The organism is Klebsiella electrica, assembly GCF_006711645.1.
In the GTDB taxonomy this organism is placed as follows: domain Bacteria; phylum Pseudomonadota; class Gammaproteobacteria; order Enterobacterales; family Enterobacteriaceae; genus Klebsiella; species Klebsiella electrica.
Genome location: NZ_CP041247.1, coordinates 1,185,484 through 1,210,596, shown reverse-complemented (window position 1 = coordinate 1,210,596; position 25,113 = coordinate 1,185,484). Strand labels below are relative to the sequence as shown.

16 protein-coding genes, 1 tRNA gene and 3 rRNA genes are annotated in these 25,113 nt (G+C 54.2%); 9 read left to right on the top strand and 11 right to left on the bottom strand.

From position 1 onward, the window contains the following. Nucleotides 1-221 precede the first annotated feature (221 nt). Complete coding sequence (nadB, locus tag Electrica_RS05865; RefSeq protein ID WP_100683370.1) at nucleotides 222-1,841, top strand: L-aspartate oxidase; 1,620 nt, start codon at nucleotides 222-224, stop codon at nucleotides 1,839-1,841. Here the strand turns inward: nadB and trmN are convergent. Continuing rightward, a complete protein-coding gene (gene trmN, locus Electrica_RS05860) occupies nucleotides 1,826-2,563 on the bottom strand; it encodes a tRNA(1)(Val) (adenine(37)-N(6))-methyltransferase TrmN (protein ID WP_141963879.1) in 738 nt (245 codons plus the stop codon). The two genes, nadB and trmN, sit on opposite strands and share 16 nt — an antisense overlap. Nucleotides 2,564-2,694: 131 nt before the next feature. Here trmN and srmB point away from each other — a divergent pair, with 131 nt between their 5' ends. Then, nucleotides 2,695-4,020, top strand: coding sequence for an ATP-dependent RNA helicase SrmB (gene srmB / locus Electrica_RS05855; RefSeq protein ID WP_100683372.1), 1,326 nt, complete (start codon nucleotides 2,695-2,697; stop codon nucleotides 4,018-4,020). 47 nt (nucleotides 4,021-4,067) lie between these two features. On the opposite strand, the gene grcA is transcribed toward srmB, so the two are convergent. After that, a complete protein-coding gene (grcA, locus tag Electrica_RS05850; RefSeq protein ID WP_100683373.1) occupies nucleotides 4,068-4,451 on the bottom strand; it encodes an autonomous glycyl radical cofactor GrcA in 384 nt (127 codons plus the stop codon). Between the two features lie 317 nt (nucleotides 4,452-4,768). Here grcA and ung point away from each other — a divergent pair, with 317 nt between their 5' ends. Then, nucleotides 4,769-5,458, top strand: a complete 690-nt coding sequence (gene ung / locus Electrica_RS05845) for a uracil-DNA glycosylase (protein WP_131048734.1) — start codon at nucleotides 4,769-4,771, stop codon at nucleotides 5,456-5,458. Nucleotides 5,459-5,524: 66 nt separating this feature from the next. Here ung and Electrica_RS05840 read toward each other — a convergent pair whose 3' ends face one another. After that, on the bottom strand, nucleotides 5,525-6,595 hold the full coding sequence (locus Electrica_RS05840; RefSeq protein ID WP_100683375.1) for a tRNA/rRNA methyltransferase: 1,071 nt from the start codon (nucleotides 6,593-6,595) through the stop codon (nucleotides 5,525-5,527). 203 nt (nucleotides 6,596-6,798) lie between these two features. Between Electrica_RS05840 and trxC the strand changes: the two genes are divergently transcribed. The 5 genes from trxC (at nucleotide 6,799) to Electrica_RS05815 (ending at nucleotide 12,521) form a co-directional block, all read left to right on the top strand. After that, nucleotides 6,799-7,224, top strand: a complete 426-nt coding sequence (gene trxC, locus Electrica_RS05835) for a thioredoxin TrxC (protein ID WP_100683376.1) — start codon at nucleotides 6,799-6,801, stop codon at nucleotides 7,222-7,224. Between the two features lie 70 nt (nucleotides 7,225-7,294). Beyond that, nucleotides 7,295-7,993 carry a tRNA-uridine aminocarboxypropyltransferase gene (locus tag Electrica_RS05830; protein WP_131048733.1) on the top strand — a complete coding sequence of 233 codons (699 nt, stop codon included), beginning with the start codon at nucleotides 7,295-7,297 and terminating at the stop codon, nucleotides 7,991-7,993. A 35-nt stretch (nucleotides 7,994-8,028) separates the two neighbouring features. After that, a complete protein-coding gene (locus Electrica_RS05825) occupies nucleotides 8,029-10,677 on the top strand; it encodes a bifunctional acetate--CoA ligase family protein/GNAT family N-acetyltransferase (protein WP_141963877.1) in 2,649 nt (882 codons plus the stop codon). 123 nt (nucleotides 10,678-10,800) lie between these two features. Continuing rightward, entirely contained in the window at nucleotides 10,801-12,156 is a 1,356-nt protein-coding gene (gene pssA, locus Electrica_RS05820; protein WP_142255849.1) for a CDP-diacylglycerol--serine O-phosphatidyltransferase, read from the top strand. Nucleotides 12,157-12,197: 41 nt separating this feature from the next. Next, nucleotides 12,198-12,521 (top strand): YfiM family lipoprotein, encoded by a 324-nt coding sequence (locus tag Electrica_RS05815; protein WP_141963875.1) that lies wholly within the window; start codon nucleotides 12,198-12,200, stop codon nucleotides 12,519-12,521. A gap of 2 nt (nucleotides 12,522-12,523) precedes the next feature. Here Electrica_RS05815 and Electrica_RS05810 read toward each other — a convergent pair whose 3' ends face one another. The 8 genes from Electrica_RS05810 to rluD form a co-directional block, all read right to left on the bottom strand. After that, the gene (locus tag Electrica_RS05810) at nucleotides 12,524-13,822 is read right to left on the bottom strand and encodes an MFS transporter (RefSeq protein WP_141963873.1); all 1,299 of its coding nucleotides are present in this window, start codon (nucleotides 13,820-13,822) and stop codon (nucleotides 12,524-12,526) included. Between the two features lie 373 nt (nucleotides 13,823-14,195). After that, nucleotides 14,196-14,311 (bottom strand): 5S ribosomal RNA (gene rrf / locus Electrica_RS05805). Nucleotides 14,312-14,503: 192 nt separating this feature from the next. Beyond that, nucleotides 14,504-17,410 (bottom strand): 23S ribosomal RNA (locus tag Electrica_RS05800). 191 nt (nucleotides 17,411-17,601) lie between these two features. Beyond that, nucleotides 17,602-17,677, bottom strand: a tRNA-Glu gene (locus tag Electrica_RS05795). Between the two features lie 85 nt (nucleotides 17,678-17,762). Further along, nucleotides 17,763-19,302: ribosomal RNA gene (locus Electrica_RS05790) — 16S ribosomal RNA — on the bottom strand. Together the 16S, 23S and 5S rRNA genes with 1 tRNA gene alongside form the textbook arrangement of a ribosomal RNA operon. A gap of 455 nt (nucleotides 19,303-19,757) precedes the next feature. Continuing rightward, a complete protein-coding gene (clpB, locus tag Electrica_RS05785; RefSeq protein ID WP_100686644.1) occupies nucleotides 19,758-22,331 on the bottom strand; it encodes an ATP-dependent chaperone ClpB in 2,574 nt (857 codons plus the stop codon). Between the two features lie 128 nt (nucleotides 22,332-22,459). Then, nucleotides 22,460-23,191 (bottom strand): purine nucleoside phosphorylase YfiH, encoded by a 732-nt coding sequence (gene yfiH, locus Electrica_RS05780; protein WP_141963871.1) that lies wholly within the window; start codon nucleotides 23,189-23,191, stop codon nucleotides 22,460-22,462. After that, entirely contained in the window at nucleotides 23,188-24,168 is a 981-nt protein-coding gene (gene rluD / locus Electrica_RS05775; RefSeq protein ID WP_100686642.1) for a 23S rRNA pseudouridine(1911/1915/1917) synthase RluD, read from the bottom strand. The genes yfiH and rluD overlap by 4 nt, the downstream gene beginning before the upstream one ends. A 131-nt stretch (nucleotides 24,169-24,299) precedes the next feature. On the opposite strand from rluD, the gene bamD reads away from it, so the two are divergent. Continuing rightward, on the top strand, nucleotides 24,300-25,037 hold the full coding sequence (gene bamD, locus Electrica_RS05770; protein ID WP_100686641.1) for an outer membrane protein assembly factor BamD: 738 nt from the start codon (nucleotides 24,300-24,302) through the stop codon (nucleotides 25,035-25,037). The last annotated feature ends 76 nt before the right edge of the window (nucleotides 25,038-25,113 follow it).

The following is a 25,113-nucleotide window of genomic DNA, read 5'->3' as shown; positions in this document are numbered from 1 at the left end:
AAAAAGCGTAAGGTCCGCCAGAAGGGTAACGTAACATCGCTTTTATTTCACTATAAAATCTGAAGCTAACGACCTGCCTCGCAAATATTTTCTTTCGTTTACACTGCGCCGCCCCACCCGCTTATGTTTAGTTTCCACAACGGCCAGTAAAAAAAATGTACGAATCATCACGACCTGGTGCTATTGTGGCAAAAATGTGTTTAGTAAATTAAACAAAGACGATGAATACGACTCCTGACTTCTCCTGTGATGTGCTGATTATCGGCAGCGGCGCTGCCGGTTTATCCCTTGCGCTACGTCTGGCGGAGCACAGCTCCGTCGCCGTACTGAGCAAAGGCCCTGTCAGCGAAGGTTCCACGCTGTACGCGCAGGGCGGCATTGCCGCCGTTTTTGATGAAACCGACAGCGTGGAATCTCACGTTGAAGATACGCTCATCGCCGGGGCCGGCCTGTGCGATCGCCATGCTGTCTCTTTCGTCGCCAGCAACGCCAAATCTTGTGTGCAATGGCTTATCGATCAGGGTGTGCTGTTTGATACCCAGACCCAGGCCAACGGCGAACAGAGCTACCACCTGACCCGTGAAGGTGGCCATAGCCATCGCCGGATTCTCCACGCGGCCGATGCCACCGGTAAAGCGGTGGAAACGACGCTGGTTGGCCAGGCGCTCGCGCACCCGAATATTCGTATTCTGGAGCGGAGTAACGCCGTTGATTTGATCATTTCCGATAAAATCGGCCTGCCGGGGACGCGCCGTGTGGTTGGCGCCTGGATCTGGAACCGGAACAAAGAAAAGGTTGAGACCTGCCGCGCGAAATCCGTGGTACTGGCCACCGGCGGGGCGGCGAAAGTCTATCAGTACACCACCAATCCGGACGTCTCCTCCGGCGATGGCATTGCTATGGCCTGGCGCGCCGGCTGTCGCGTGGCCAACCTCGAGTTCAACCAGTTTCACCCCACCGCCTTGTACCATCCGCAGGCGCGCAATTTCCTGTTAACCGAAGCATTACGCGGCGAGGGCGCATACCTGAAACGCCCGGACGGAACCCGGTTTATGCCCGATTTTGACGAACGTGGCGAGCTGGCTCCACGCGATATCGTCGCCCGCGCGATTGACCATGAGATGAAACGCCTCGGCGTCGATTGTATGTATCTCGACATCAGCCATAAGCCTGAAGCCTTTATTCGTCAGCATTTCCCGATGATCTACGAAAAACTGCTCGGCCTGGGTATCGATTTGACAAAAGAACCCGTCCCGATTGTCCCCGCCGCCCACTATACCTGCGGCGGCGTGATGGTTGATGACAACGGACGTACTGATGTTGACGGGCTGTATGCGATTGGCGAAGTGAGCTACACCGGGCTGCACGGAGCTAACCGCATGGCGTCAAATTCGCTGCTCGAATGCCTGGTCTACGGTTGGTCCGCCGCCGAGGATATTCTCCGGCGTCTGCCGCTGGCGCAACCGGTTAACAGCCTCCCTTCCTGGGATGAGAGTCAGGTTGAGATCCCCGATGAACTGGTGGTGATTCAACATAACTGGCACGAGCTAAGATTATTGATGTGGGACTACGTGGGGATTGTCCGCACCACTCGTCGGCTGGAGCGTGCGCTACGACGAATTACCATGTTGCAGCAGGAGCTCGACGAATATTACGCCCGCTTCCGCGTGTCGAACAATTTGCTGGAGTTGCGCAACCTGGTGCAGGTAGCCGAGCTGATCGTTCGCTGCGCAATGCAGCGTAAAGAGAGTCGCGGGCTGCACTATACGCTGGATTACCCGCAACAACTTGCGGATAGCGGCCCGTCGATTCTGTCACCTCTGGCTCACATAAAGAGGTAAAAGTCCTGGGTCAGGGCAGTAAACCCTTCGGAGTATTGCTGCTCAGGCCCACGGATAATCAGCCGATCGCTAAAACACTCCCCGGCGGTCGGCGAGAAAGCCAGCAGTACGCGGTGCGGCGGGCGCATTTCTGTTTCCGCGACATCGGTGCGTAAACGCAGATGCCAGCCCATAGTTTCGGCGCGTTGAACAAACGCATTACCAATATCCACCGGTAACACCACGCAGAAAAAGCCCTCTTCGGTGATCGACTCCGCGGCACAGGTTAAGAGCGTGACGTGATCGAGCGTGGTCGTATATCGCGCCTGCTCGCGCTGCGATGTCGCACAGGGCACACCTTCGGTAAAAAAAGGCGGGTTGCTGACAATCAGTTCATAACGGCGGGTTTGCGCAGGCTGCCACTGTTGAATATCACCCTGATGCACCTGGATACGCGACCCCCACGGGGAGGTCGCCACGTTTTCGCGCGCTTGCGCTGTCGCCTCTTCATCAAGCTCTACCGCATCCAGCATAACCCGGTTGTCGGTTCGCTGAGCCAGCATTAAAGCCAGCAAACCGCTACCGGTCCCGATATCCAGCACGTGTTTGACCTGCGCGATCGGCGCCCACGCGCCAAGCAAAATGCCGTCAGTGCCCACTTTCATCGCACAGCGGTCGTGGGCAATAAAGAACTGTTTAAACGTAAAACCATTGCGCGGCAGCGCAAACTTCGACTGAGACATCCTGAATAACCTTGCGAACAAAAACTCCTGAGCCTGAAGCTATGCACAATACCGGAGAACAGATAGCCTTACAAACAGATGAACATTACGCCCGTAACGTCTATAATCGTCGGTCCACTCAGAGGTAGATCATGACTGTAACGACTTTTTCCGAACTTGAACTCGACGAAAACCTTCTGGAAGCCCTCCAGGAAAAAGGTTTCACACGCCCGACAGCCATTCAGGCCGCCGCTATTCCGCCTGCGCTTGATGGCCGTGATATTCTCGGTTCAGCCCCGACAGGTACCGGTAAAACAGCGGCGTATCTGTTGCCAGCGTTGCAGCACCTGCTTGATTTCCCGCGTAAGAAGTCGGGGCCGCCGCGTATTCTTATCCTGACGCCGACCCGTGAGCTGGCGATGCAGGTTGCCGACCATGCCCGTGAGCTGGCCGCCCACACACATCTGGACATTGCCACCATCACCGGCGGTGTCGCATACATGAACCACGCGGAAGTGTTCAGCGAGAACCAGGATATCGTGGTCGCCACCACCGGCCGCCTGCTGCAATATATTAAAGAAGAAAACTTCGACTGCCGGGCGGTCGAAACGCTGATCCTCGATGAAGCGGATCGTATGCTGGACATGGGCTTCGCGCAGGATATTGAGCACATTGCCGGTGAAACCCGCTGGCGTAAGCAGACCATGCTGTTTTCCGCGACCCTCGAAGGCGATGCCATTAAAGACTTTGCCGAGCGCCTGCTGGAAGAGCCCGTTGAAGTCTCCGCCAGTCCCTCCACGCGCGAACGTAAGAAAATTCATCAGTGGTACTATCGCGCCGATGACATTAAGCATAAAACCGCGCTCCTGGTTAACCTGCTGAAACAGCCGGATGCAACCCGCTCTATCGTTTTTGTGCGTAAGCGCGAGCGCGTTCATGAGCTGGCCTCCTGGCTGCGCGAAGCGGGGATCAATACCTGCTGGCTGGAAGGCGAAATGGTGCAGGCCAAGCGTAACGAAGCAATCAAACGGATGACCGACGGTCGTATGAATGTACTGATTGCCACCGACGTCGCTGCCCGCGGGATAGATATTCCGGACGTGAGCCACGTTTTCAACTTTGACATGCCGCGCACGGCGGATACCTATCTGCATCGTATCGGACGCACCGGCCGCGCGGGGAAAAAAGGCGTTGCCATTTCCCTGGTTGAAGCTCATGACCATCTGCTATTGGGTAAAATTGGCCGCTATATTGACGAGCCGCTCAAAGCGCGCGTTATTGATGAACTACGCCCGACAACCCGCGCACCGAGCGAGAAGCAGACCGGTAAGCCATCCAAAAAGGTACTGGCTAAACGCGCCGAGCAGAAAAAAGAGAAAGATAAAGAGAAATCGCGCGTGAAGAAACGTCACCGCGACGCCAAAAATGTTGGCAAGCGCCGTAAACCAAGCGGTAGCGCGGGTGAAAATCAGCAGTAACAAAAAAACGCCGGGATATCCCGGCGTTTTTATATTCAAGCCTCGACTTACAGGCTTTCAGTAAAAGTACGAGCAATAACGTCGCGCTGCTGTTCTGGCGTCAGGGAGTTGAAGCGCACCGCGTAGCCAGAGACACGAATCGTCAACTGCGGATATTTTTCCGGATGTTCAACCGCATCCAGCAGCGTTTCACGACGCAGCACGTTAACGTTCAGATGCTGGCCGCCTTCTACACGGACTTCCGGTTTCACATCGAGCGGAATTTCGCGATATTCGATGTCACCCAGTTTATTGACCGCAACCACGTCATCTTCAGCAAAGCTTCCTTTTGCACACAGGCAGCGGGCTTCGCCTTTTTCGCTATCCAGCAGCCAGAAAGAGTTCAGCAGGTCGTCGTTTGCAGCTTTAGTAATTTGGATACCAGTAATCATGTGATGCCTCCCTTAGGCAATATTTATTCGTCTTTTTGGCCCATTCCCGGCCAATTGGTAAAACCATTGTTGTCTGAGTGTATGTATATCAGCCAAACAACCGGCATTCATTGACTTAAATCAACAAAAACCACTCAATAAAAATGGGTATAGAGGGATATTATTGTTTTATATCAAGTTACGCCAGAAGCTATGCAAAATATTTTTGTAAATTTTCAATTTTTTTTTGCATGCGAAACGTCAGTCTGACACCGTGGATTTTGTTATGCAGAAAGAAGCAGTTAAGCTATAGTGATGACACTTTGCAGGAGAGCAAGATGACCCCCCCATTGACCTGGCACGACGTGCTGGCGGAAGAGAAGCAGCAGCCCTATTTTGTGAATACCCTGAAAACCGTCGCCGAAGAGCGCCAGTCGGGTATGACGATTTATCCGCCGCAAAAAGATGTCTTTAATGCCTTTCGTTATACCGAACTTGGCGATGTCAAAGTGGTTATTCTTGGTCAGGATCCTTATCACGGGCCCGGACAGGCGCACGGCCTGGCCTTCTCCGTACTGCCGGGAATCCAGACGCCGCCGTCGCTGTTAAATATGTATAAAGAACTGGAAGGGACGATCCCGGGATTCAGCCGTCCTACGCACGGTTATCTGGAAAGCTGGGCGCGACAAGGGGTTCTGCTGCTCAATACCGTCCTGACGGTGCGGGCGGGTCAGGCCCATTCGCATGCCAGCCTTGGCTGGGAAACCTTTACCGATAAGGTCATTTCATTGATCAACGAACATCGGGAAGGGGTCGTGTTTTTACTGTGGGGCGCCCATGCGCAGAAAAAAGGGGCGATTATCGACAGGAAACGTCATTGCGTGCTAAAAGCGCCGCATCCTTCGCCGCTTTCCGCCCATCGCGGTTTCTTCGGTAGTAATCACTTCGTCCAGACTAACCAGTGGCTGGCCGAGCGCGGCGAGTCCCCCATTGACTGGATGCCGGTATTACCGGCCGCAGATGCTTAGTCTCCGCCTTTCGCAGACACAAAAATGCCAGCGTGACGCTGGCATTTTTTCAATTGAACTCAGCCATCAGGCCTTGTTCTGACGCCACCACTCGGCCAGCAATATGCCGGTCGCCACGGAGACGTTCAGGCTTTCTACATTGCCGGTACCTTCAATGGCCACATTCAGATCGGCGCTGGAGATCGCCGCATCAGACAGGCCATCGCGCTCCTGGCCTAATGCCAGCACCATTTTCTTCGGCAGCTCGGCCTTATGCAACGGCGTGCCGTTGTGGCTGGAGGTCGAAACAATGGCGTAGCCCGCTTTGCGGAACTGCTCCAGAGTGTCAATAAAGCTGTCGCCGGTGACAGGCTCCACGTGTTCTGCGCCGCCTTCCGCGGTACGGATTGCCGCGCCAGATTCCAGCATGCCGGCATCCTGCACCACCACACCCTTCACGCCAAAATGCGCGCAGCTACGCATGATCGCACCGAGGTTGTGCGGGTTACCAACATCTTCCAGCGCCAGAACGCAATCTTCGGCGTCGGCTTTGGCGACCCACTGAGCCACCGAGGTACCGTTACGTTTCTTAATCAGGAAGCAAACGCCGCCGTGATGCTCGGTACCGGATGCTTTTGCCAGTTCAGCCTCATCAACCACGTGATAAGCTTTGCGGTTCGCCGCCATCCAGCGCAGCGCCTCTTTGAAACGCGGGGTGACGCTCTGCACAAACCAGGCGCGAACAATCGCTTCCGGACGGCTCTGGAACAGCGCCTGACAAGCATTCTCACCGTAAACGCGGGTCTCTTCCGCGCGCTGACGACGCAACACTTCCGGATCGATAAAGCTTTTGCCGCTGATCCCGCCGTGATCCGGCTTCACCGCCGCATCATCGTTTGGCGCACGCGAGACGGTACGCCACGGAGAAGAGCTGTCACGATCGAAATCATCGCGTTTACGATCGTCACGTTTGCGGTCATCACCGCGGCTGTTACGTTCATCGCGGGCAGGGCGGCTACGGCCGTCAACACGAGATTTTCCTGGGCGCCCTCCCCCTTTCCCGGTACGCGGGTTATGGGTGCGTCTGTCAGAATCATCATCACTGCGGACATACATCACTTTGACCTTGCCGCTTTTATTTTTCAGTTCGTCGCTCATCAATTTTCTCCACCTGCGCTGCGCGAAGCGCGAAGATTACCCGATGTGTCACCGCTGCGCCATGATTTCGTTTAAAAGATAGGGTCTATCGTATTCATCGAACAAAACACATTGTTGTTTAATAGCAGCTAATCGATAATATGTAACATTAAAGAAACAAATCGGCCACGCGCCACGCTGCAACCCATAACCAGAGGTTAGTTATGAATACCGTTTGTGCCAGTTGTCAGGCTCTGAACCGCATCCCCGACGATCGTCACGCCGATGGCGCTAAGTGCGGACGCTGCGGCCACGATCTTTTTGACGGCGATGTCATCAACGCGACCGGGGCAACGCTGGATAAACTACTGAAGGACGATCTGCCCGTTGTTGTCGATTTCTGGGCGCCATGGTGCGGTCCTTGTCGTAATTTTGCGCCGATCTTTGAAGACGTCGCGGAAGAACGCAGCGGCAAGATGCGCTTCGTCAAAGTGAACACCGAAGCCGAACGCGAGCTGAGCGCGCGTTTCCGCATCCGCAGTATCCCGACCATTATGATCTTTAAAAAAGGCGAAGTCATCGACATGCTTAACGGCGCGGTACCGAAAGCGCCGTTCGATAACTGGCTGAATGAAGCTAACGCGCAGTAAACCTTCCGGGGCACAGCTTGTGCCCCTTTTTCACCTCTGCGACAATGGCGTTTTTTCTTAGCGACACTCTATGATTGATAACGCCGTCCTTCGCCTTCGCGCCGAACGTCTCGCTCGCGCGACCCGCCCTTTTCTCGCGCGTGGTAACCGGGTCCATCGCTGCCAACGCTGTCTGTTACCGTTGAAGCAGTGCCTGTGCGCGACCCTGATGCCGGCAACGGCCACCAGTCGTTTCTGCCTGGTGATGTTCGATACCGAGCCGATGAAGCCAAGCAATACCGGACGCCTCATTGCCGACATCCTGCCGGACACGGAAGCTTTTCAATGGTCGCGAACCGAGCCGCCGCAGGCGTTACTCGATCTGGTCGCCAACCCCGATTACCAGCCAATGGTGGTTTTCCCGGCCTCTTACGCGGGAGCGGAACGCCAGGTACTGAGCGCCCCGCCGGCGGGGAAACCGCCGCTGTTTATCATGCTCGACGGAACCTGGACCGAAGCGCGCAAAATGTTCCGCAAAAGCCCGTATCTTGATACGCTGCCGATCATATCTGTCGATCTGTCACGCATTTCAGCCTACCACCTGAGAGAAGCCCATGCCGATGGGCAGTACTGCACCGCAGAAGTCGCCATTGCGCTGCTCGACCTTGCTGAAGACCACACGGCCGCGCGCGCGCTCGGGGACCATTTTAGCCTGTTCCGCGCCCGCTATCTGGCGGGAAAAACCCAGCATAAGGGCAGCATCACAGCACAAATGGCGGAAAGCGTTTAAAATCATTCGGTCACAGGGGATTAAAGGAGACCGGAATGAGCCAACGAGGCCTGGAAGCACTGCTGCGGCCGAAGTCGATCGCCGTTATTGGCGCATCAATGAAACCACAGCGCGCCGGTTATCTGATGATGCGTAACCTGCTGGCCGGGGGGTTCAACGGCCCGGTCTTACCCGTCACCCCGGCCTGGAAAGCCGTTCAGGGCGTACTGGCCTGGCCGACCATCGACAGCCTGCCCTTCACTCCGGACCTGGCCGTGCTCTGTACCAACGCCCGGCGAAACCCCGAGCTGCTGGACGCGCTGGGGAAAAAGGGCTGCAAGACCTGCATTATTCTCTCCTCCCCGGCGGAACAATATCCTCTGCTGCTGGAATGCGCCGCACGCTACCAGATGCGCCTGCTTGGCCCTAACAGCCTCGGCCTGCTTGCGCCCTGGCAGGGGCTGAATGCCAGCTTTTCGCCGGTACCGATTCATCGCGGCAAACTGGCGTTTATCTCCCAGTCCGCAGCAGTTTCCAATACCATTCTTGACTGGGCGCAGCAGCGCGAGATGGGCTTCTCTTATTTTATTGCGCTTGGGGATAGCCTGGATATTGATGTCGACGATCTCCTTGATTTCCTTGCCCGCGATAGTAAAACCAGCGCCATTCTGCTCTATCTTGAACACCTGAGCGACGCCCGGCGCTTCGTGTCCGCGGCACGCAGCGCATCGCGTAATAAACCGATCCTGGTTATCAAAAGCGGCCGCAGTCCAGCCGCGCAAAAGCTGCTCCACGTCAATTCAGGCATGGATCCGGCCTGGGACGCTGCGATTCAGCGGGCGGGGTTATTGCGCGTACAGGATACTCATGAACTCTTCTCTGCGGTTGAAACTCTCAGCCATATGCGCCCGCTGCGCGGCGAGAAACTGATGATCATCAGTAACGGTGCCGCCCCTGCGGCGCTGGCGCTGGATGAACTGTGGTTACGAAACGGCAAACTTGCCACCCTCAGCGAAGAGAGCGCGGAAAAACTACGCCAGGCGCTACCGGGTGGTATCGACATCGCGAACCCGCTGGATCTCCGTGATGATGCCAGCAGCGAACACTATCTCAAGGCGCTGAACGTTCTGCTGGATAGCCAGGACTACGACGCCCTGCTGGTGATTCATTCCCCCAGCGCCGCCGCACCGGGAACTGAAAGCGCCCTGGCGCTGATCGACGCGCTGAAACACCATCCGCGCGGTAAATATGTCACGGTCCTGACAAACTGGTGTGGCGAATTCTCTTCTCAGGAAGCCCGCCGCTTGTTCAGCGATGCGGGGCTGCCAACCTACCGCACGCCGGAAGGAACCATTACCGCTTTTATGCACATGGTGGAATACCGACGTAACCAGAAGCAGCTCCGGGAGACGCCGGTTTTGTCGGATATGGTGACCGCCAATACCGCAGAAGCCCATATGTTGTTGCAACAGGCGATTCGCGAAGGCGCCCGTTCGTTAGACACCCATGAAGTAAGCCCGGTATTGCACGCTTACGGGATCCACACCTTACCGACCTGGATTGCCGCCGACAGCGCCGAGGCGGTACACATCGCCGAACAAATTGGCTACCCGGTGGCGCTGAAACTGCGCTCGCCGGATATTCCGCACAAATCGGAAGTTCAGGGCGTGATGCTCTATTTGCGGACCGCCGTGGAGGTACAGCAGGCGGCGGATGCTATTTTCGACCGCGTCAAAATGGCCTGGCCTCAGGCACGTATTCACGGTCTGCTGGTACAAAGTATGGCCAACCGCGCCGGCGCGCAGGAGCTGCGGGTCGTCGTTGAGCACGATCCGGTGTTCGGCCCGCTGATTATGTTGGGCGAAGGCGGCGTCGAATGGCGTGCGGAAGATCAGGCCGCCGTCGCCCTGCCGCCGTTAAATATGAATCTGGCCCGCTATCTGGTTATCCAGGCGATCAAAAGTAAGAAGATCCGTGGCCGCAGCGCGCTACGCCCGCTGGATGTTTCGGGCCTGAGCCAACTTCTGGTCCAGGTATCAAATCTGATCGTCGATTGCCCGGAGATCCAGCGGCTGGATATTCACCCGCTGCTCGCTTCGGGTAACGAGTTCACCGCGCTTGACGTCACGCTGGCCCTTGCCCCGTTTACCGGCGATAGCGAAAGTCGGCTGGCCATCCGCCCTTATCCGCAGCAGCAGGAAGAGTGGGTGGTGATGAAAAATGGCGAGCGCTGCCTGTTCCGCCCGATCCTGCCGGAAGATGAACCGCTGCTTCAGGCTTTTATCGGCCAGGTGACGAAAGAAGATCTGTACTATCGTTATTTCAGCGAAATCAATGAATTTACTCATGATGACTTAGCCAATATGACGCAGATCGACTACGATCGAGAAATGGCGTTTGTTGCCGTACGCACCAGCGCCGAAGGCAATGAGATCCTTGGCGTAACGCGAGCCATCTCCGATCCTGACAACATTGATGCGGAATTTGCCGTCCTGGTTCGTTCTGACCTGAAAGGGTTAGGTTTAGGCCGGCGGCTGCTGGAAAAGCTGATTGCCTACACGCAAAGCCACGGTCTGCAGCGGCTAAATGGCATCACCATGCCTAATAACAGAGGCATGATCGGCCTTGCCAGGAAGCTGGGGTTCGCGGTTGATATTCAGCTGGAAGACGGAATTGTGAGTTTGTCCCTGCAACTGGCAGCATAACAATCATAAACTGGCGACCGCAATTGTTGACCACATTCGCGAACAGTAATGTTATTATTGCCCGCTTACGTCGTCTGCATGGTACAGAAGACCCTTCAATAAACAGAGAAGAAACGCACTGTGATGTTGTCAAAATTTAAGCGTAATAAACATCAACAACACCTTGCCCAACTCCCTAAGCTTTCTCAGTCAGTTGATGATATCGAGTTCTTTTACGCTCCTGCGGATTTCCGGCAAGCGTTACTGGCAAAGATAGCCCACGCCACCCAGCGTATTTGTATTGTTGCGCTCTATCTGGAGCAGGATGATGGCGGCAAAGGAATTCTGCAGGCACTTTACGATGCCAAGCGCCAGCGTCCGGAGTTAGATGTTCGCGTTCTGGTTGACTGGCATCGCGCCCAGCGTGGACGCATTGGCGCGGCGGCCGCGAACACCAATGCCGACTGGTACTGTCGCATGGCGCAGGAAAACCCCGGAATCGATGTTCCGGTTTATGGCGTGCCGGTCAATACCCGGGAAGCCCTCGGCGTGCTGCACTTCAAAGGTTTCATTATCGATGATTGTGTCCTGTACAGCGGCGCAAGCCTGAACGATGTCTATCTGCATCAGCATGATAAGTATCGTTACGACCGCTATCAGTGTATTCGCAATGGCAAAATGGCCGATGTGATGTTCGGTTGGGTCGAGCACAACCTGGTGGAAGGCCGCGGCGTCAATCGCCTCGACAGCGCCGATCGCCCGAAAAGCCCGGAAATCAAAAATGATATCCGCCAGTATCGCCAGGAACTGCGTGACAGCGGCTATCATTTCTCTGGCAATGCGGATGACGATCGGCTGTCGGTCACGCCGCTGGTCGGTCTGGGCAAATCGAGCCTGCTGAATAAAACCATCTTCCATCTTATGCCCTGCGCTGAGCGTAAGCTGACGATTTGTACGCCCTATTTCAACCTTCCGGCTCTTCTGGTGCGTAACATTATTCAGCTACTGCGTAGCGGAAAGCAGGTAGAGATTATCGTTGGCGATAAAACAGCAAATGACTTCTACATCCCTGAAGATCAGCCGTTTAAGATTATCGGCGCGCTCCCCTATCTGTATGAAATCAACCTCCGCCGCTTCCTCAGTCGACTGCAGTATTATGTTAATACTGATCAGCTGATTGTTCGTCTGTGGAAAGATGACGATAACAGCTATCACCTTAAGGGAATGTGGGTTGATGATGAGTGGATGCTGCTCACCGGCAACAACCTCAATCCGCGCGCCTGGCGCCTGGATCTGGAAAATGCGATTCTGATTCACGATCCGCAGCATCAGCTCGGCGCGATGCGTGAAAAAGAGCTGCATCTGATTCGCCAGCACACGACGGTCGTTAAACACTATCGCGACCTGCAAAGCATTGCGGATTATCCGGTCAAGGTACGCAAACTGATTCGCCGCCTGAGGCGTATCCGTATCGACCGCTTGATCAGTCGTATTCTCTGAATATCTGCCCCGCATCGTCGGGGCTTTTTTCTGGAATGTGTATGCGTACTTTCATTATTATTGCCCCGTTGCTGCTTACCGGCTGTAGCCATATGGCACATGACTCATGGAGCGGCCAGGATAAGGCTCAGCATTTTCTGGCCTCGGCGATGCTCTCGGCGGCCGGTAACGAATATGCCCAGCATCAGGGCTACAGTCGTGACCGAAGCGCAACCATTGGCCTGATGTTCTCCGTCAGTCTGGGGGCGTCGAAAGAACTCTGGGATAGCCGCCCGGCAGGAAGCGGCTGGAGCTGGAAAGATTTCGCGTGGGATGTGGCCGGTGCCACGACGGGCTATGCCGTGTGGCAGCTGGCGCACCAGTAGATCTAAAGTCGTAACCCCTTGCCCTTACGGTGCAGCATCAGAGAGACCAGAAAGGCAATCGCGCTCATCACGGTAACGTACCAGTAAAAGACATGCTCAACGCCGACCGATTTTAGCGACAGCGCGACGTATTCAGCCGAGCCGCCAAACAGAGCATTTGCCACGGCATATGACAAGCCAACGCCTAATGCGCGTACCTGAGCCGGGAACATTTCCGCCTTCAAAATACCGCTGATCGAGGTATAGAAGCTCACGATCATCAGCGCACAGATAACCAAACCAAATGCGGCATAAGGTGAGGTTACGCCCTGCAGCGCACTCAAGACAGGCACGGTAAAGAGCGTCGCTAATGAGCCAAAACAGAGCATTGATGTCCGGCGACCTATTTTATCCGATAGCGCGCCAAATAGCGGCTGAGCCAGCATATAGACAAACAGCGCCGCAGTCATAATCACGCTGGCCGTACCGGCACTCATGCCCGCCGTATTAACCAGGTATTTCTGCATATAGGTGGTGAAGGTATAAAAGCTTAACGACCCGGCGGCGGTGAAACCCAGGACCATCAGAAATGCTTTGCGATTGCGCCATAACCCTTTGAACGAGCCGGCCTCTTTTAATGCCCGCGTCTCCTGCTTAGATGTTTCATCCAGCTGGCGACGTAGCCACAGGGCCACAACAGCAAGTACCGCCCCAAGCGCAAACGGTATCCGCCATCCCCAGGCATGCAGTTGCTCGTCGCTAAGAATTTGCTGTAGGGCCACCACCACAAGCACGGCCAGAAGCTGACCGCCGATGAGCGTCACGTACTGGAATGATGCGTAGAAGCCTTTCTTGCCTTCTACAGCAACCTCACTCATGTAGGTTGCACTGGTACCGTACTCCCCCCCGACGGATATCCCCTGAAACAGACGCGCCAGAAGTAATAAGGCCGGCGCCCATGTGCCAATCGTTGCATAGCCGGGCAGACAGGCAATCACCAGTGATCCCATGCACATCATGCATACGGAAATGAGCATCGAGGCTTTACGTCCGCGGCGGTCAGCAATACGACCAAACAGCCATCCGCCAATCGGGCGCATCAGGAAACCCGCGGCAAAAACCCCGGCGGTTTGTAATAGCTGAGTGGTGGTATTTCCGGAAGGAAAGAAGATATGTGCAAAATAGAGAGAGCAGAATGAATAGACATAAAAATCAAACCATTCAACCAGATTCCCCGAAGATGCGCCTACAATCGCCCATATGCGGCGGCGGGTGTCGCTTTGCTCCAGCGCACCCCGTTCATTAATACTGCTTTCTGCCATTGTCATCCTGCTCCAGCAAAGACTGCAATCTGTCTTTTCGGGCGTGCCACGTCACTGAGACAAATCAATTAGTGAAACAAATGTTATATAATTGTTATTGATTTATATGTGATTCAATTCACGTTTTTTTTCGTCGCGTGGTTTTCGGGATTAACGCCAAAGCATGAACGGGAATAAAGTGAAATATGGTGGGGAGGTGGTCATGGCAGGCTTTTATGTCGTCTGAACAAACAGATTGCTGCCAGACGCCTGACTGACGGATTATCGGGACAAAAACGCAAAAAGCCCGTCCGTGAGGACGGGCTGCTTTCGCCATAAACCGCAGATAAACAAAAGGCCCGGTCTTTCGACCGGGCCTTCTGCTTTATTTGATGCCTGGCAGTTCCCTACTCTCACATGGGGAGACCCCACACTACCATCGGCGCTACGGCGTTTCACTTCTGAGTTCGGCATGGGGTCAGGTGGGACCACCGCGCTAGTGCCGCCAGGCAAATTCTTTATGCTCGTCCTGTGTCTTTTGCGCTCATACTGCGTTGCCTGCGCTCGCGAGCGTCAGTCACATACTTCAGTATGCTCCTTCCTTCGCTTCGCTGGCCGCCTTGTCTCAGCGCAAAATCCTTCGGACTCTGAATCTAAGCTGAAAATCTTCTCTCAAATCCGCCAAAACAGCTTCGGCGTTGTAAGGTTAAGCCTCACGGTTCATTAGTATCGGTTAGCTCAACGTATCGCTACGCTTACACACCCGACCTATCAACGTCGTCGTCTTCAACGTTCCTTCAGGACTCTCAAAGAGTCAGGGAGAACTCATCTCGGGGCAAGTTTCGTGCTTAGATGCTTTCAGCACTTATCTCTTCCGCATTTAGCTACCGGGCAATGCCATTGGCATGACAACCCGAACACCAGTGATGCGTCCACTCCGGTCCTCTCGTACTAGGAGCAGCCCCCCTCAATTCTCCAGCGCCCACGGCAGATAGGGACCGAACTGTCTCACGACGTTCTAAACCCAGCTCGCGTACCACTTTAAATGGCGAACAGCCATACCCTTGGGACCTACTTCAGCCCCAGGATGTGATGAGCCGACATCGAGGTGCCAAACACCGCCGTCGATATGAACTCTTGGGCGGTATCAGCCTGTTATCCCCGGAGTACCTTTTATCCGTTGAGCGATGGCCCTTCCATTCAGAACCACCGGATCACTATGACCTGCTTTCGCACCTGCTCGCGCCGTCACGCTCGCAGTCAAGCTAGCTTATGCCATTGCACTAACCTCCTGATGTCCGACCAGGATTAGCTAACCTTCGTGCTCCTCCGTTACTCTTTGGGAGGAGACCGCCCCAGTCAAACTACCCACCAGACACTGTCCGCAACCCGGATGACGGGTCTACGTTAGAACACCAGCCATTAAAGGGTGGTATTTCAAGGTCGGCTCCATGCAGACTGGCGTCCACACTTCAAAGCCTCCCACCTATCCTACACATCAAGGACCAGTGTTCAGTGTCAAGCTATAGTAAAGGTTCACGGGGTCTTTCCGTCTTGCCGCGGGTACACTGCATCTTCACAGCGAGTTCAATTTCACTGAGTCTCGGGTGGAGACAGCCTGGCCATCATTACGCCATTCGTGCAGGTCGGAACTTACCCGACAAGGAATTTCGCTACCTTAGGACCGTTATAGTTACGGCCGCCGTTTACCGGGGCTTCGATCAAGAGCTTCTCCTTACGGATAACCCCATCAATTAACCTTCCGGCACCGGGCAGGCGTCACACCGTATACGTCCACTTTCGTGTTTGCACAGTGCTGTGTTTTTAATAAACAGTTGCAGCCAGCTGGTATCTTCGACTGAGTTCAGCTCCACGAGCAAGTCGCTTCACTTACCATCAGCGTGCCTTCTCCCGAAGTTACGGCACCATTTTGCCTAGTTCCTTCACCCGAGTTCTCTCAAGCGCCTTGGTATTCTCTACCTGACCACCTGTGTCGGTTTGGGGTACGATTCGTTGTTACCTGATGCTTAGAGGCTTTTCCTGGAAGCAGGGCATTTGTCACTTCAGCACCGTAGTGCCTCGTCATCACACCTCAGCGTTAATAAGGTACCGGATTTACCTGGAACCTCCGCCTACATGCTTAAACCGGGACAACCGTCGCCCGGCCAACATAGCCTTCTCCGTCCCCCCTTCGCAGTAACACCGAGTACAGGAATATTAACCTGTTTCCCATCGACTACGCCTTTCGGCCTCGCCTTAGGGGTCGACTCACCCTGCCCCGATTAACGTTGGACAGGAACCCTTGGTCTTCCGGCGAGCGGGCTTTTCACCCGCTTTATCGTTACTTATGTCAGCATTCGCACTTCTGATACCTCCAGCAACCCTCACAGGCCACCTTCAACGGCTTACAGAACGCTCCCCTACCCAACAACGCATACGCGTCGCTGCCGCAGCTTCGGTGCATGGTTTAGCCCCGTTACATCTTCCGCGCAGGCCGACTCGACCAGTGAGCTATTACGCTTTCTTTAAATGATGGCTGCTTCTAAGCCAACATCCTGGCTGTCTGTGCCTTCCCACATCGTTTCCCACTTAACCATGACTTTGGGACCTTAGCTGGCGGTCTGGGTTGTTTCCCTCTTCACGACGGACGTTAGCACCCGCCGTGTGTCTCCCGTGATAACATTCTTCGGTATTCGTAGTTTGCATCGGGTTGGTAAGTCGGGATGACCCCCTAGCCGAAACAGTGCTCTACCCCCGAAGATGAATTCACGAGGCGCTACCTAAATAGCTTTCGGGGAGAACCAGCTATCTCCCGGTTTGATTGGCCTTTCACCCCCAGCCACAAGTCATCCGCTAATTTTTCAACATTAGTCGGTTCGGTCCTCCAGTTAGTGTTACCCAACCTTCAACCTGCCCATGGCTAGATCACCGGGTTTCGGGTCTATACCCTGCAACTTAACGCCCAGTTAAGACTCGGTTTCCCTGCGGCTCCCCTATTCGGTTAACCTTGCTACAGAATATAAGTCGCTGACCCATTATACAAAAGGTACGCAGTCACCCCATAAAGAGGCTCCCACTGCTTGTACGTACACGGTTTCAGGTTCTTTTTCACTCCCCTCGCCGGGGTTCTTTTCGCCTTTCCCTCACGGTACTGGTTCACTATCGGTCAGTCAGGAGTATTTAGCCTTGGAGGATGGTCCCCCCATATTCAGACAGGATACCACGTGTCCCGCCCTACTCTTCGAACTCACAGCCTGTGCATTTTAGTGTACGGGAGTATCACCCTGTACCCTGCGACTTTCCAGACGCTTCCACTAACACACAAACTGATTCAGGTTCTGGGCTGCTCCCCGTTCGCTCGCCGCTACTGGGGGAATCTCGGTTGATTTCTTTTCCTCGGGGTACTTAGATGTTTCAGTTCCCCCGGTTCGCTTCGTTAAGCTATGTATTCACTTAACGATAGTGCAACGAATTGCACTGGGTTTCCCCATTCGGAAATCGCCGGTTATAACGGTTCATATCACCTTACCGACGCTTATCGCAGATTAGCACGTCCTTCATCGCCTCTGACTGCCAGGGCATCCACCGTGTACGCTTAGTCGCTTAACCTCACAACCCGAAACTGTTTCGTAAAACGGCTCGTGTTGCGAAAATTTGAGAGACTCGAACACACATAACATGTGTGTCGTTTCAATTTTCAGCTTGATCCAGATTTTTAAAGAGCAAATATCTCAAACGTCACCCGAAGATGAGTTTTGAGATACTGAGGTCGGCGACTTTCACTCACACAAACCAGCAAGTGGCGTCCCCTAGGGGATTCGAACCCCTGTTACCGCCGTGAAAGGGCGGTGTCCTGGGCCTCTAGACGAAGGGGACACTGAAGTCTCAATCGCAAGACGCCTTGCTTTTTACTTTTCATCAGACAATCTGTGTGAGCACTACAAAGGCAGGTTCTTTCAGGTAAGGAGGTGATCCAACCGCAGGTTCCCCTACGGTTACCTTGTTACGACTTCACCCCAGTCATGAATCACAAAGTGGTAAGCGCCCTCCCGAAGGTTAAGCTACCTACTTCTTTTGCAACCCACTCCCATGGTGTGACGGGCGGTGTGTACAAGGCCCGGGAACGTATTCACCGTAGCATTCTGATCTACGATTACTAGCGATTCCGACTTCATGGAGTCGAGTTGCAGACTCCAATCCGGACTACGACATACTTTATGAGGTCCGCTTGCTCTCGCGAGGTCGCTTCTCTTTGTATATGCCATTGTAGCACGTGTGTAGCCCTACTCGTAAGGGCCATGATGACTTGACGTCATCCCCACCTTCCTCCAGTTTATCACTGGCAGTCTCCTTTGAGTTCCCGACCAAATCGCTGGCAACAAAGGATAAGGGTTGCGCTCGTTGCGGGACTTAACCCAACATTTCACAACACGAGCTGACGACAGCCATGCAGCACCTGTCTCAGAGTTCCCGAAGGCACCAAAGCATCTCTGCTAAGTTCTCTGGATGTCAAGAGTAGGTAAGGTTCTTCGCGTTGCATCGAATTAAACCACATGCTCCACCGCTTGTGCGGGCCCCCGTCAATTCATTTGAGTTTTAACCTTGCGGCCGTACTCCCCAGGCGGTCGACTTAACGCGTTAGCTCCGGAAGCCACTCCTCAAGGGAACAACCTCCAAGTCGACATCGTTTACAGCGTGGACTACCAGGGTATCTAATCCTGTTTGCTCCCCACGCTTTCGCACCTGAGCGTCAGTCTTTGTCCAGGGGGCCGCCTTCGCCACCGGTATTCCTCCAGATCTCTACGCATTTCACCGCTACACCTGGAATTCTACCCCCCTCTACAAGACTCAAGCCTGCCAGTTTCAAATGCAGTTCCCAGGTTGAGCCCGGGGATTTCACATCTGACTTAACAGACCGCCTGCGTGCGCTTTACGCCCAGTAATTCCGATTAACGCTTGCACCCTCCGTATTACCGCGGCTGCTGGCACGGAGTTAGCCGGTGCTTCTTCTGCGAGTAACGTCAATCGCTAAGGTTATTAACCTTAACGCCTTCCTCCTCGCTGAAAGTACTTTACAACCCGAAGGCCTTCTTCATACACGCGGCATGGCTGCATCAGGCTTGCGCCCATTGTGCAATATTCCCCACTGCTGCCTCCCGTAGGAGTCTGGACCGTGTCTCAGTTCCAGTGTGGCTGGTCATCCTCTCAGACCAGCTAGGGATCGTCGCCTAGGTGAGCCGTTACCCCACCTACTAGCTAATCCCATCTGGGCACATCTGATGGCATGAGGCCCTAAGGTCCCCCACTTTGGTCTTGCGACGTTATGCGGTATTAGCTACCGTTTCCAGTAGTTATCCCCCTCCATCAGGCAGTTTCCCAGACATTACTCACCCGTCCGCCACTCGTCACCCGAGAGCAAGCTCTCTGTGCTACCGTTCGACTTGCATGTGTTAGGCCTGCCGCCAGCGTTCAATCTGAGCCATGATCAAACTCTTCAATTTAAGTTTGATGCTCATGAATTAAACTTCGTAATGAATTACGTATGTTCACTCTTTGAGACTTGGTATTCATTTTTCGTCCGAGGACGTTAAGAATCCATGTCACTTTGAGTGCCCACACAGATTGTCTGATAAATTGTTAAAGAGCAGTTGCGACGCGCTTTAGCGCTCTGTCGCGAGGTGGCGTATATTACGCTTTCCTCATTCAGAGTCAAGCATTTATTTTTGCTTTTCTCTGGCAGGATTTCCGCAGAAACCCTGCTGACCCGGCGGCTTGTCTGCCGTTGTTCCGTGTCAGTGGAGGCGCATTATAGGCGGTAATTCTGATGTGGCAAGTTTAAATTCAAATAAATGATTCATTCGCTCATTTATTAATCAACCGCGCATCCAGACTTTAATTCTTGCCTGGTTTTTAAACAAAAACGAGCCCGAAGGGCCCGTTTTTGTCATTTTGTGATTTACTGCACTGCCACTATATGGTCGTTTTTAACCACCAGCTGAACTTCTTTGCCAGGGATCAGCTCGCCGGAAAGGATTTGCTGCGCCAGCGGGTTTTCAATCTGCTGCTGGATAGCGCGTTTTAACGGACGAGCGCCATACACCGGATCGTAACCATTCGCACTCAGCAACTTCAGCGCCTCATCGGACATGTGAACTTCGTAGCCACGTTCTTCCAGACGTTTGTACAGACGCTGCAGTTGAATCTGAGCAATAGAAGCAATGTGTTTTTCACCAAGCGGGTGGAAGACCACGACTTCATCAATACGGTTGATAAATTCCGGACGGAAGCTCTGGCTAACCACACCCAGCACCAGATCCTTCATATGACCGTAATCCAGTTCCCCGAAACGTTCCTGGATCAGATCCGAACCAAGGTTAGAGGTCATAATCACAACCGTATTACGGAAATCAACCGTTCTCCCCTGCCCGTCTGTCAGACGACCGTCATCCAGTACCTGCAACAGAATGTTAAACACATCCGGATGAGCCTTTTCCACTTCATCCAGCAGGATGACAGAGTAAGGACGACGGCGTACGGCTTCAGTCAGGTAGCCACCTTCTTCGTAACCGACATATCCCGGAGGCGCACCGACCAGACGCGATACGGAGTGTTTCTCCATAAACTCAGACATATCGATACGCACCATGGCATCATCGCTATCAAACATAAAGTTCGCCAGCGTTTTGCACAGCTCCGTTTTACCGACCCCGGTTGGGCCGAGGAACAGGAACGACCCGATTGGACGGTTAGGATCGGACAGACCGGCCCGGCTACGGCGGATGGCGTTGGATACCGCTTCAACCGCTTCGTTCTGACCAATCACCCGACTGTGCAACTCCTGCTCCATACGCAGCAGTTTTTCGCGCTCACCTTCCATCATGCGCGCAACCGGAATACCGGTCCAGCGGGCCAGCACTTCGGCAATTTCCGCATCGGTAACCCTATTACGCAGCAGACGCATCGTTTTGCCTTCCGACTGGGTGGCTGCCGCCAGCTGTTTTTCCAGTTCCGGGATTTTACCGTACTGCAGCTCGGACATCCGCGCGAGGTCGCCGACGCGACGCGCCTGCTCAATCGCAATTTTGGCCTGCTCCAGCTCAGCTTTAATTGTCTGCGTACCGGAAAGAGAGGCTTTCTCCGCCTTCCACTCTTCTTCTAAAACGGAATACTGGCGCTCTTTATCTGCCAGCTCTTCATTCAACATATCCAGACGTTTCAGACTGGCCTCATCGGCTTCTTTCTTCAGCGCCTGCTGTTCCAGCTTGAGCTGAATAATACGTCGGTCGAGTCGGTCGAGCTCCTCCGGCTTCGAGTCAATCTGCATACGAATGCTGGATGCGGCTTCATCGATCAGGTCAATAGCTTTATCCGGCAGCTGACGGTCAGCGATATAGCGATGCGACAAGGTTGCCGCTGCGACGATCGCCGGGTCAGTGATCTGCACATGGTGGTGCAGCTCATAACGCTCTTTTAACCCGCGCAGGATCGCGATGGTATCTTCCACGCTTGGCTCAGCCACAAACACTTTCTGGAAACGACGCTCCAGCGCAGCATCTTTTTCAATATACTGACGATACTCATCGAGCGTCGTTGCGCCGACGCAGTGCAACTCTCCGCGCGCCAGAGCAGGTTTGAGCATATTCCCGGCATCCATCGCGCCGTCTGCTTTCCCCGCCCCTACCATGGTGTGCAGTTCGTCGATAAACAGGATGACATTGCCTTCCTGTTTCGCCAGATCGTTCAGCACCCCTTTCAGGCGCTCTTCGAACTCGCCGCGATATTTCGCCCCGGCCACCAGCGCGCCCATATCCAGCGCCAGTACCCGACGACCTTTCAGCCCTTCCGGTACTTCACCGTTGACAATACGCTGCGCCAGACCTTCAACGATGGCGGTTTTACCGACACCAGGTTCACCAATCAGTACCGGGTTATTTTTAGTCCTTCGCTGCAGAACCTGGATCGTACGACGAATCTCTTCGTCACGGCCAATAACCGGATCCAGCTTGCCTTGTTCTGCCCGCTCGGTCAGATCGACCGTAAATTTCTTCAATGCCTGACGTTGGTCTTCGGCACCCTGATCGTTCACGCTTTCACCTCCGCGCATTTGTTCAATCGCCTGAGTCACGTTGGCGGTTGTTGCTCCGGCGGATTTTAAAAGGTCGGTCAGCGTACCGCGTGATTCAAGCGCCGCCAGAACGAACAGTTCTGACGAAATAAAATTGTCCTTCCTCTTTTGCGCCAGCTTGTCGCAAAGGTTCAGAATACGCACTAAATCCTGAGACGGCTGTACGTCGCCACCGGTGCCTTCCACCTGCGGTAAACGGCTCAGCGCCTGAGTGATACTGGTGCTTAACTCTCCGGCGTTAATGCCAGCAGAGGTTAATAAAGGACGTACCGATCCCCCTTCCTGATTCAGCAAGGCGCTCATTAAATGAAGAGGTTCGATGAATTGGTTGTCGTGCCCGAGTGCAAGCGACTGGGCATCGGCAAGAGCAAGCTGGAATTTATTGGTAAGACGATCCAGACGCATAACTCCTCCCATAACAGGTCAAATTTGCTACTGGAGATTAAATGAGGTCATCCCTCAATTATTCAAGGTTAAAGACCTGAACTATGCGAAAAATAAATTTGCCTTCTGGACCGTCTTGATTCGCCAGGTTATCTCAACCAGATAAAACTCGCCATACGACCCGTCATCCTATCGCGGCGATAAGAGAAAAAATCATCCTTTTCGCTTAGCGTACAGCGATCGCCGCCGAAGATCTGCGTGACGCCAACATTGGCTAAGCGCTGACGAGCCAGCCGATAGATATCAGCAAAATATTTCGCGCCGACGGGGCGGAAAGCGTCTTCCGCTTGCCCATCCTTTGCTACAAACGCATCCCGCACTTCCGGACCGACCTCAAAAGCCTCGGGACCGATCGCCGGGCCAAGCCAGGCGAGAATGTTTTCCGGCTTATCGGCAAAACATGCGACCGTTGCTTCCAGCACCCCGTCGCATAATCCGCGCCAGCCGGCATGCGCAGCGGCAACTTCCGTCCCTGCGCGATTACAAAAAAGAACCGGCAGACAGTCCGCCGTCATCACCGCACACACCGTGCCCGGTGTATTGCAGTATGACGCATCCGCCCGTTTTGACTCATATGGCCCGCCGTCCAGCGTCAGCACCGCGGTGCCATGAACCTGCTCCAGCCAGACCGGATACGACGGCAGTCCGCCTGCGGCAAACATCCGCCGACGGTTTTCTTCCACGTGCTGCAGATTGTCTCCGCAATGGGCGCCCAGATTGAGCGAGTCGTACGGAGGCTGACTGACGCCGCCAGTACGTGTGGAGCTACAGGCAGCTACGCCTTCCGGCACAGGCCATTGCGGTACAATCAGTTTAGTCATAGCCAGTCAATATCGTCCTTGTGATCTTCATAATCTGCACGCATTGCCTCAATCAGCTCAACCATATCCTGAGGAATCGGCGCATGCCATTCCATCTCTATGCCGCTGATCGGGTGATACAGACGTAACATCGTCGCGTGCAGCGCCTGACGGTCAAACTTACGCAGCGCGCTGATAAACGCTTCCGATGCACCTTTCGGCGGACGCGGGCGGCCGCCATAGACCTGATCGCCCACCAGCGGATGGGTGATGTGGGCCATATGCACACGAATCTGGTGAGTACGGCCGGTTTCCAGACGCAGACGCAGACGCGTGTGAATACGGAAGTGCTCCATAATACGGTAATGCGTGACCGCCGGTTTCCCCATCGGGTGCACCGCCATATGCGTGCGTTTCGTCGGGTGACGGCTGATAGGTTCTTCTACCGTCCCGCCCGATGTCATGTGACCAATGGCCACCGCTTCATACTCACGGGTGATTTCACGCAGCTGCAGCGATTCCACCAGACGAGTTTGCGCCGGGATGGTTTTCGCTACGACCATCAGACCGGTCGTATCTTTATCCAGACGGTGAACAATACCCGCGCGCGGCACGTCGGCAATCGGCGGATAATAGTGCAGCAGCGCATTCAGCACAGTACCGTCGGGGTTGCCCGCGCCTGGGTGAACAACCAGATCGCGCGGTTTATTAATCACGAGGATGTCATCATCTTCGTAGACGATATTGAGCGGAATATCCTGCGGCTCGAAGCGTACGTCTTCTTCGATTTCAACATCGATGGAGACGCTCTCTCCCCCTAACACTTTTTCTTTCGGCTTGTCGCTGACAGCGCCATTTACCAGCACTCGCTGGTCAAGGATCCATTCTTTTATACGCGAACGCGAATAATCCGGGAACATTTCGGCCAAAGCCTGATCTAAGCGTTGACCGAGTTGATTTTCGGACACCGTTGCGGTGAGTTGTACTCGTTGTGCCATATACAGCTTCTTCGTTTAACGTTGGGTTTTACGGCTTTGCCGTTTAATATAGTGTGCTATTGTAGCTGGTCTTAATCGGGAGCAGGAACAGAGATTCTCCCGCATAAACATTTTGAGGAAGTCAAAACGTCATGACGCGCATGAAATACCTGGTGGCAGCGGCCACACTGAGCCTGGCTTTGGTGGGTTGCTCCGGCTCAAAGGAAGAGGTGCCTGATAATCCGCCGAATGAAATCTATGCGACCGCACAGCAAAAGCTGCAGGACGGTAACTGGAAACAGGCAATAACGCAACTGGAAGCGTTGGATAACCGCTACCCGTTCGGTCCTTATTCCCAACAGGTACAGCTGGACCTGATTTATGCGTATTACAAAAATGCCGATCTGCCGCTGGCTCAGGCAGCCATCGACCGCTTCGTTCGTCTGAACCCTACGCATCCTAACATTGATTACGTCATTTATATGCGTGGCCTGACAAATATGGCGTTGGATGACAGTGCGCTGCAAGGATTCTTCGGGGTCGATCGCTCCGACCGCGACCCGCAGCACGCTCGCGATGCCTTTAACGACTTCTCCAAACTGGTACGTGGCTACCCAAACAGCCAGTATGCGACCGACGCCTACAAACGTATGGTGTTCCTGAAGGATCGCCTGGCTAAGTACGAGCTGTCGGTCGTTGATTACTACACCGACCGCGGCGCATGGGTTGCCGTCGTGAACCGTGTCGATGGTATGCTGCGCAGCTACCCGGATACCCAGGCGACTCGCGATGCGCTACCGAAAATGGAAAACGCCTACCGTCAGATGCAAATGAACGCTCAGGCAGACAAGGTGGCGAAAATTATCGCCGCGAACAGTAAAAACACCTGAGTGTTTTTCAGATAAGCAAAACGGCAGCCGCGAGCTGCCGTTTTTTATGGTTAAGCCCCCAGAGCTGAAGCGTTTT

Bases quoted from the DNA above. Each gene is read 5' to 3' on its own strand.
- nadB (WP_100683370.1), top strand. From the start codon at position 222: ATGAATACGACTCCTGACTTCTCCTGTGATGTGCTGATTATCGGCAGC.
- Electrica_RS05825 (WP_141963877.1), top strand. From the start codon at position 8,029: ATGAGCCAACGAGGCCTGGAAGCACTGCTGCGGCCGAAGTCGATCGCC.
- rluD (WP_100686642.1), bottom strand. From the start codon at position 24,168: ATGGCACAACGAGTACAACTCACCGCAACGGTGTCCGAAAATCAACTC.
- trmN (WP_141963879.1), bottom strand. From the start codon at position 2,563: ATGTCTCAGTCGAAGTTTGCGCTGCCGCGCAATGGTTTTACGTTTAAA.
- bamD (WP_100686641.1), top strand. From the start codon at position 24,300: ATGACGCGCATGAAATACCTGGTGGCAGCGGCCACACTGAGCCTGGCT.
- srmB (WP_100683372.1), top strand. From the start codon at position 2,695: ATGACTGTAACGACTTTTTCCGAACTTGAACTCGACGAAAACCTTCTG.
- Electrica_RS05840 (WP_100683375.1), bottom strand. From the start codon at position 6,595: ATGAGCGACGAACTGAAAAATAAAAGCGGCAAGGTCAAAGTGATGTAT.
- Electrica_RS05830 (WP_131048733.1), top strand. From the start codon at position 7,295: ATGATTGATAACGCCGTCCTTCGCCTTCGCGCCGAACGTCTCGCTCGC.
- ung (WP_131048734.1), top strand. From the start codon at position 4,769: ATGACCCCCCCATTGACCTGGCACGACGTGCTGGCGGAAGAGAAGCAG.
- yfiH (WP_141963871.1), bottom strand. From the start codon at position 23,191: ATGACTAAACTGATTGTACCGCAATGGCCTGTGCCGGAAGGCGTAGCT.
- clpB (WP_100686644.1), bottom strand. From the start codon at position 22,331: ATGCGTCTGGATCGTCTTACCAATAAATTCCAGCTTGCTCTTGCCGAT.
- pssA (WP_142255849.1), top strand. From the start codon at position 10,801: ATGTTGTCAAAATTTAAGCGTAATAAACATCAACAACACCTTGCCCAA.
- Electrica_RS05815 (WP_141963875.1), top strand. From the start codon at position 12,198: ATGCGTACTTTCATTATTATTGCCCCGTTGCTGCTTACCGGCTGTAGC.
- grcA (WP_100683373.1), bottom strand. From the start codon at position 4,451: ATGATTACTGGTATCCAAATTACTAAAGCTGCAAACGACGACCTGCTG.
- trxC (WP_100683376.1), top strand. From the start codon at position 6,799: ATGAATACCGTTTGTGCCAGTTGTCAGGCTCTGAACCGCATCCCCGAC.
- Electrica_RS05810 (WP_141963873.1), bottom strand. From the start codon at position 13,822: ATGGCAGAAAGCAGTATTAATGAACGGGGTGCGCTGGAGCAAAGCGAC.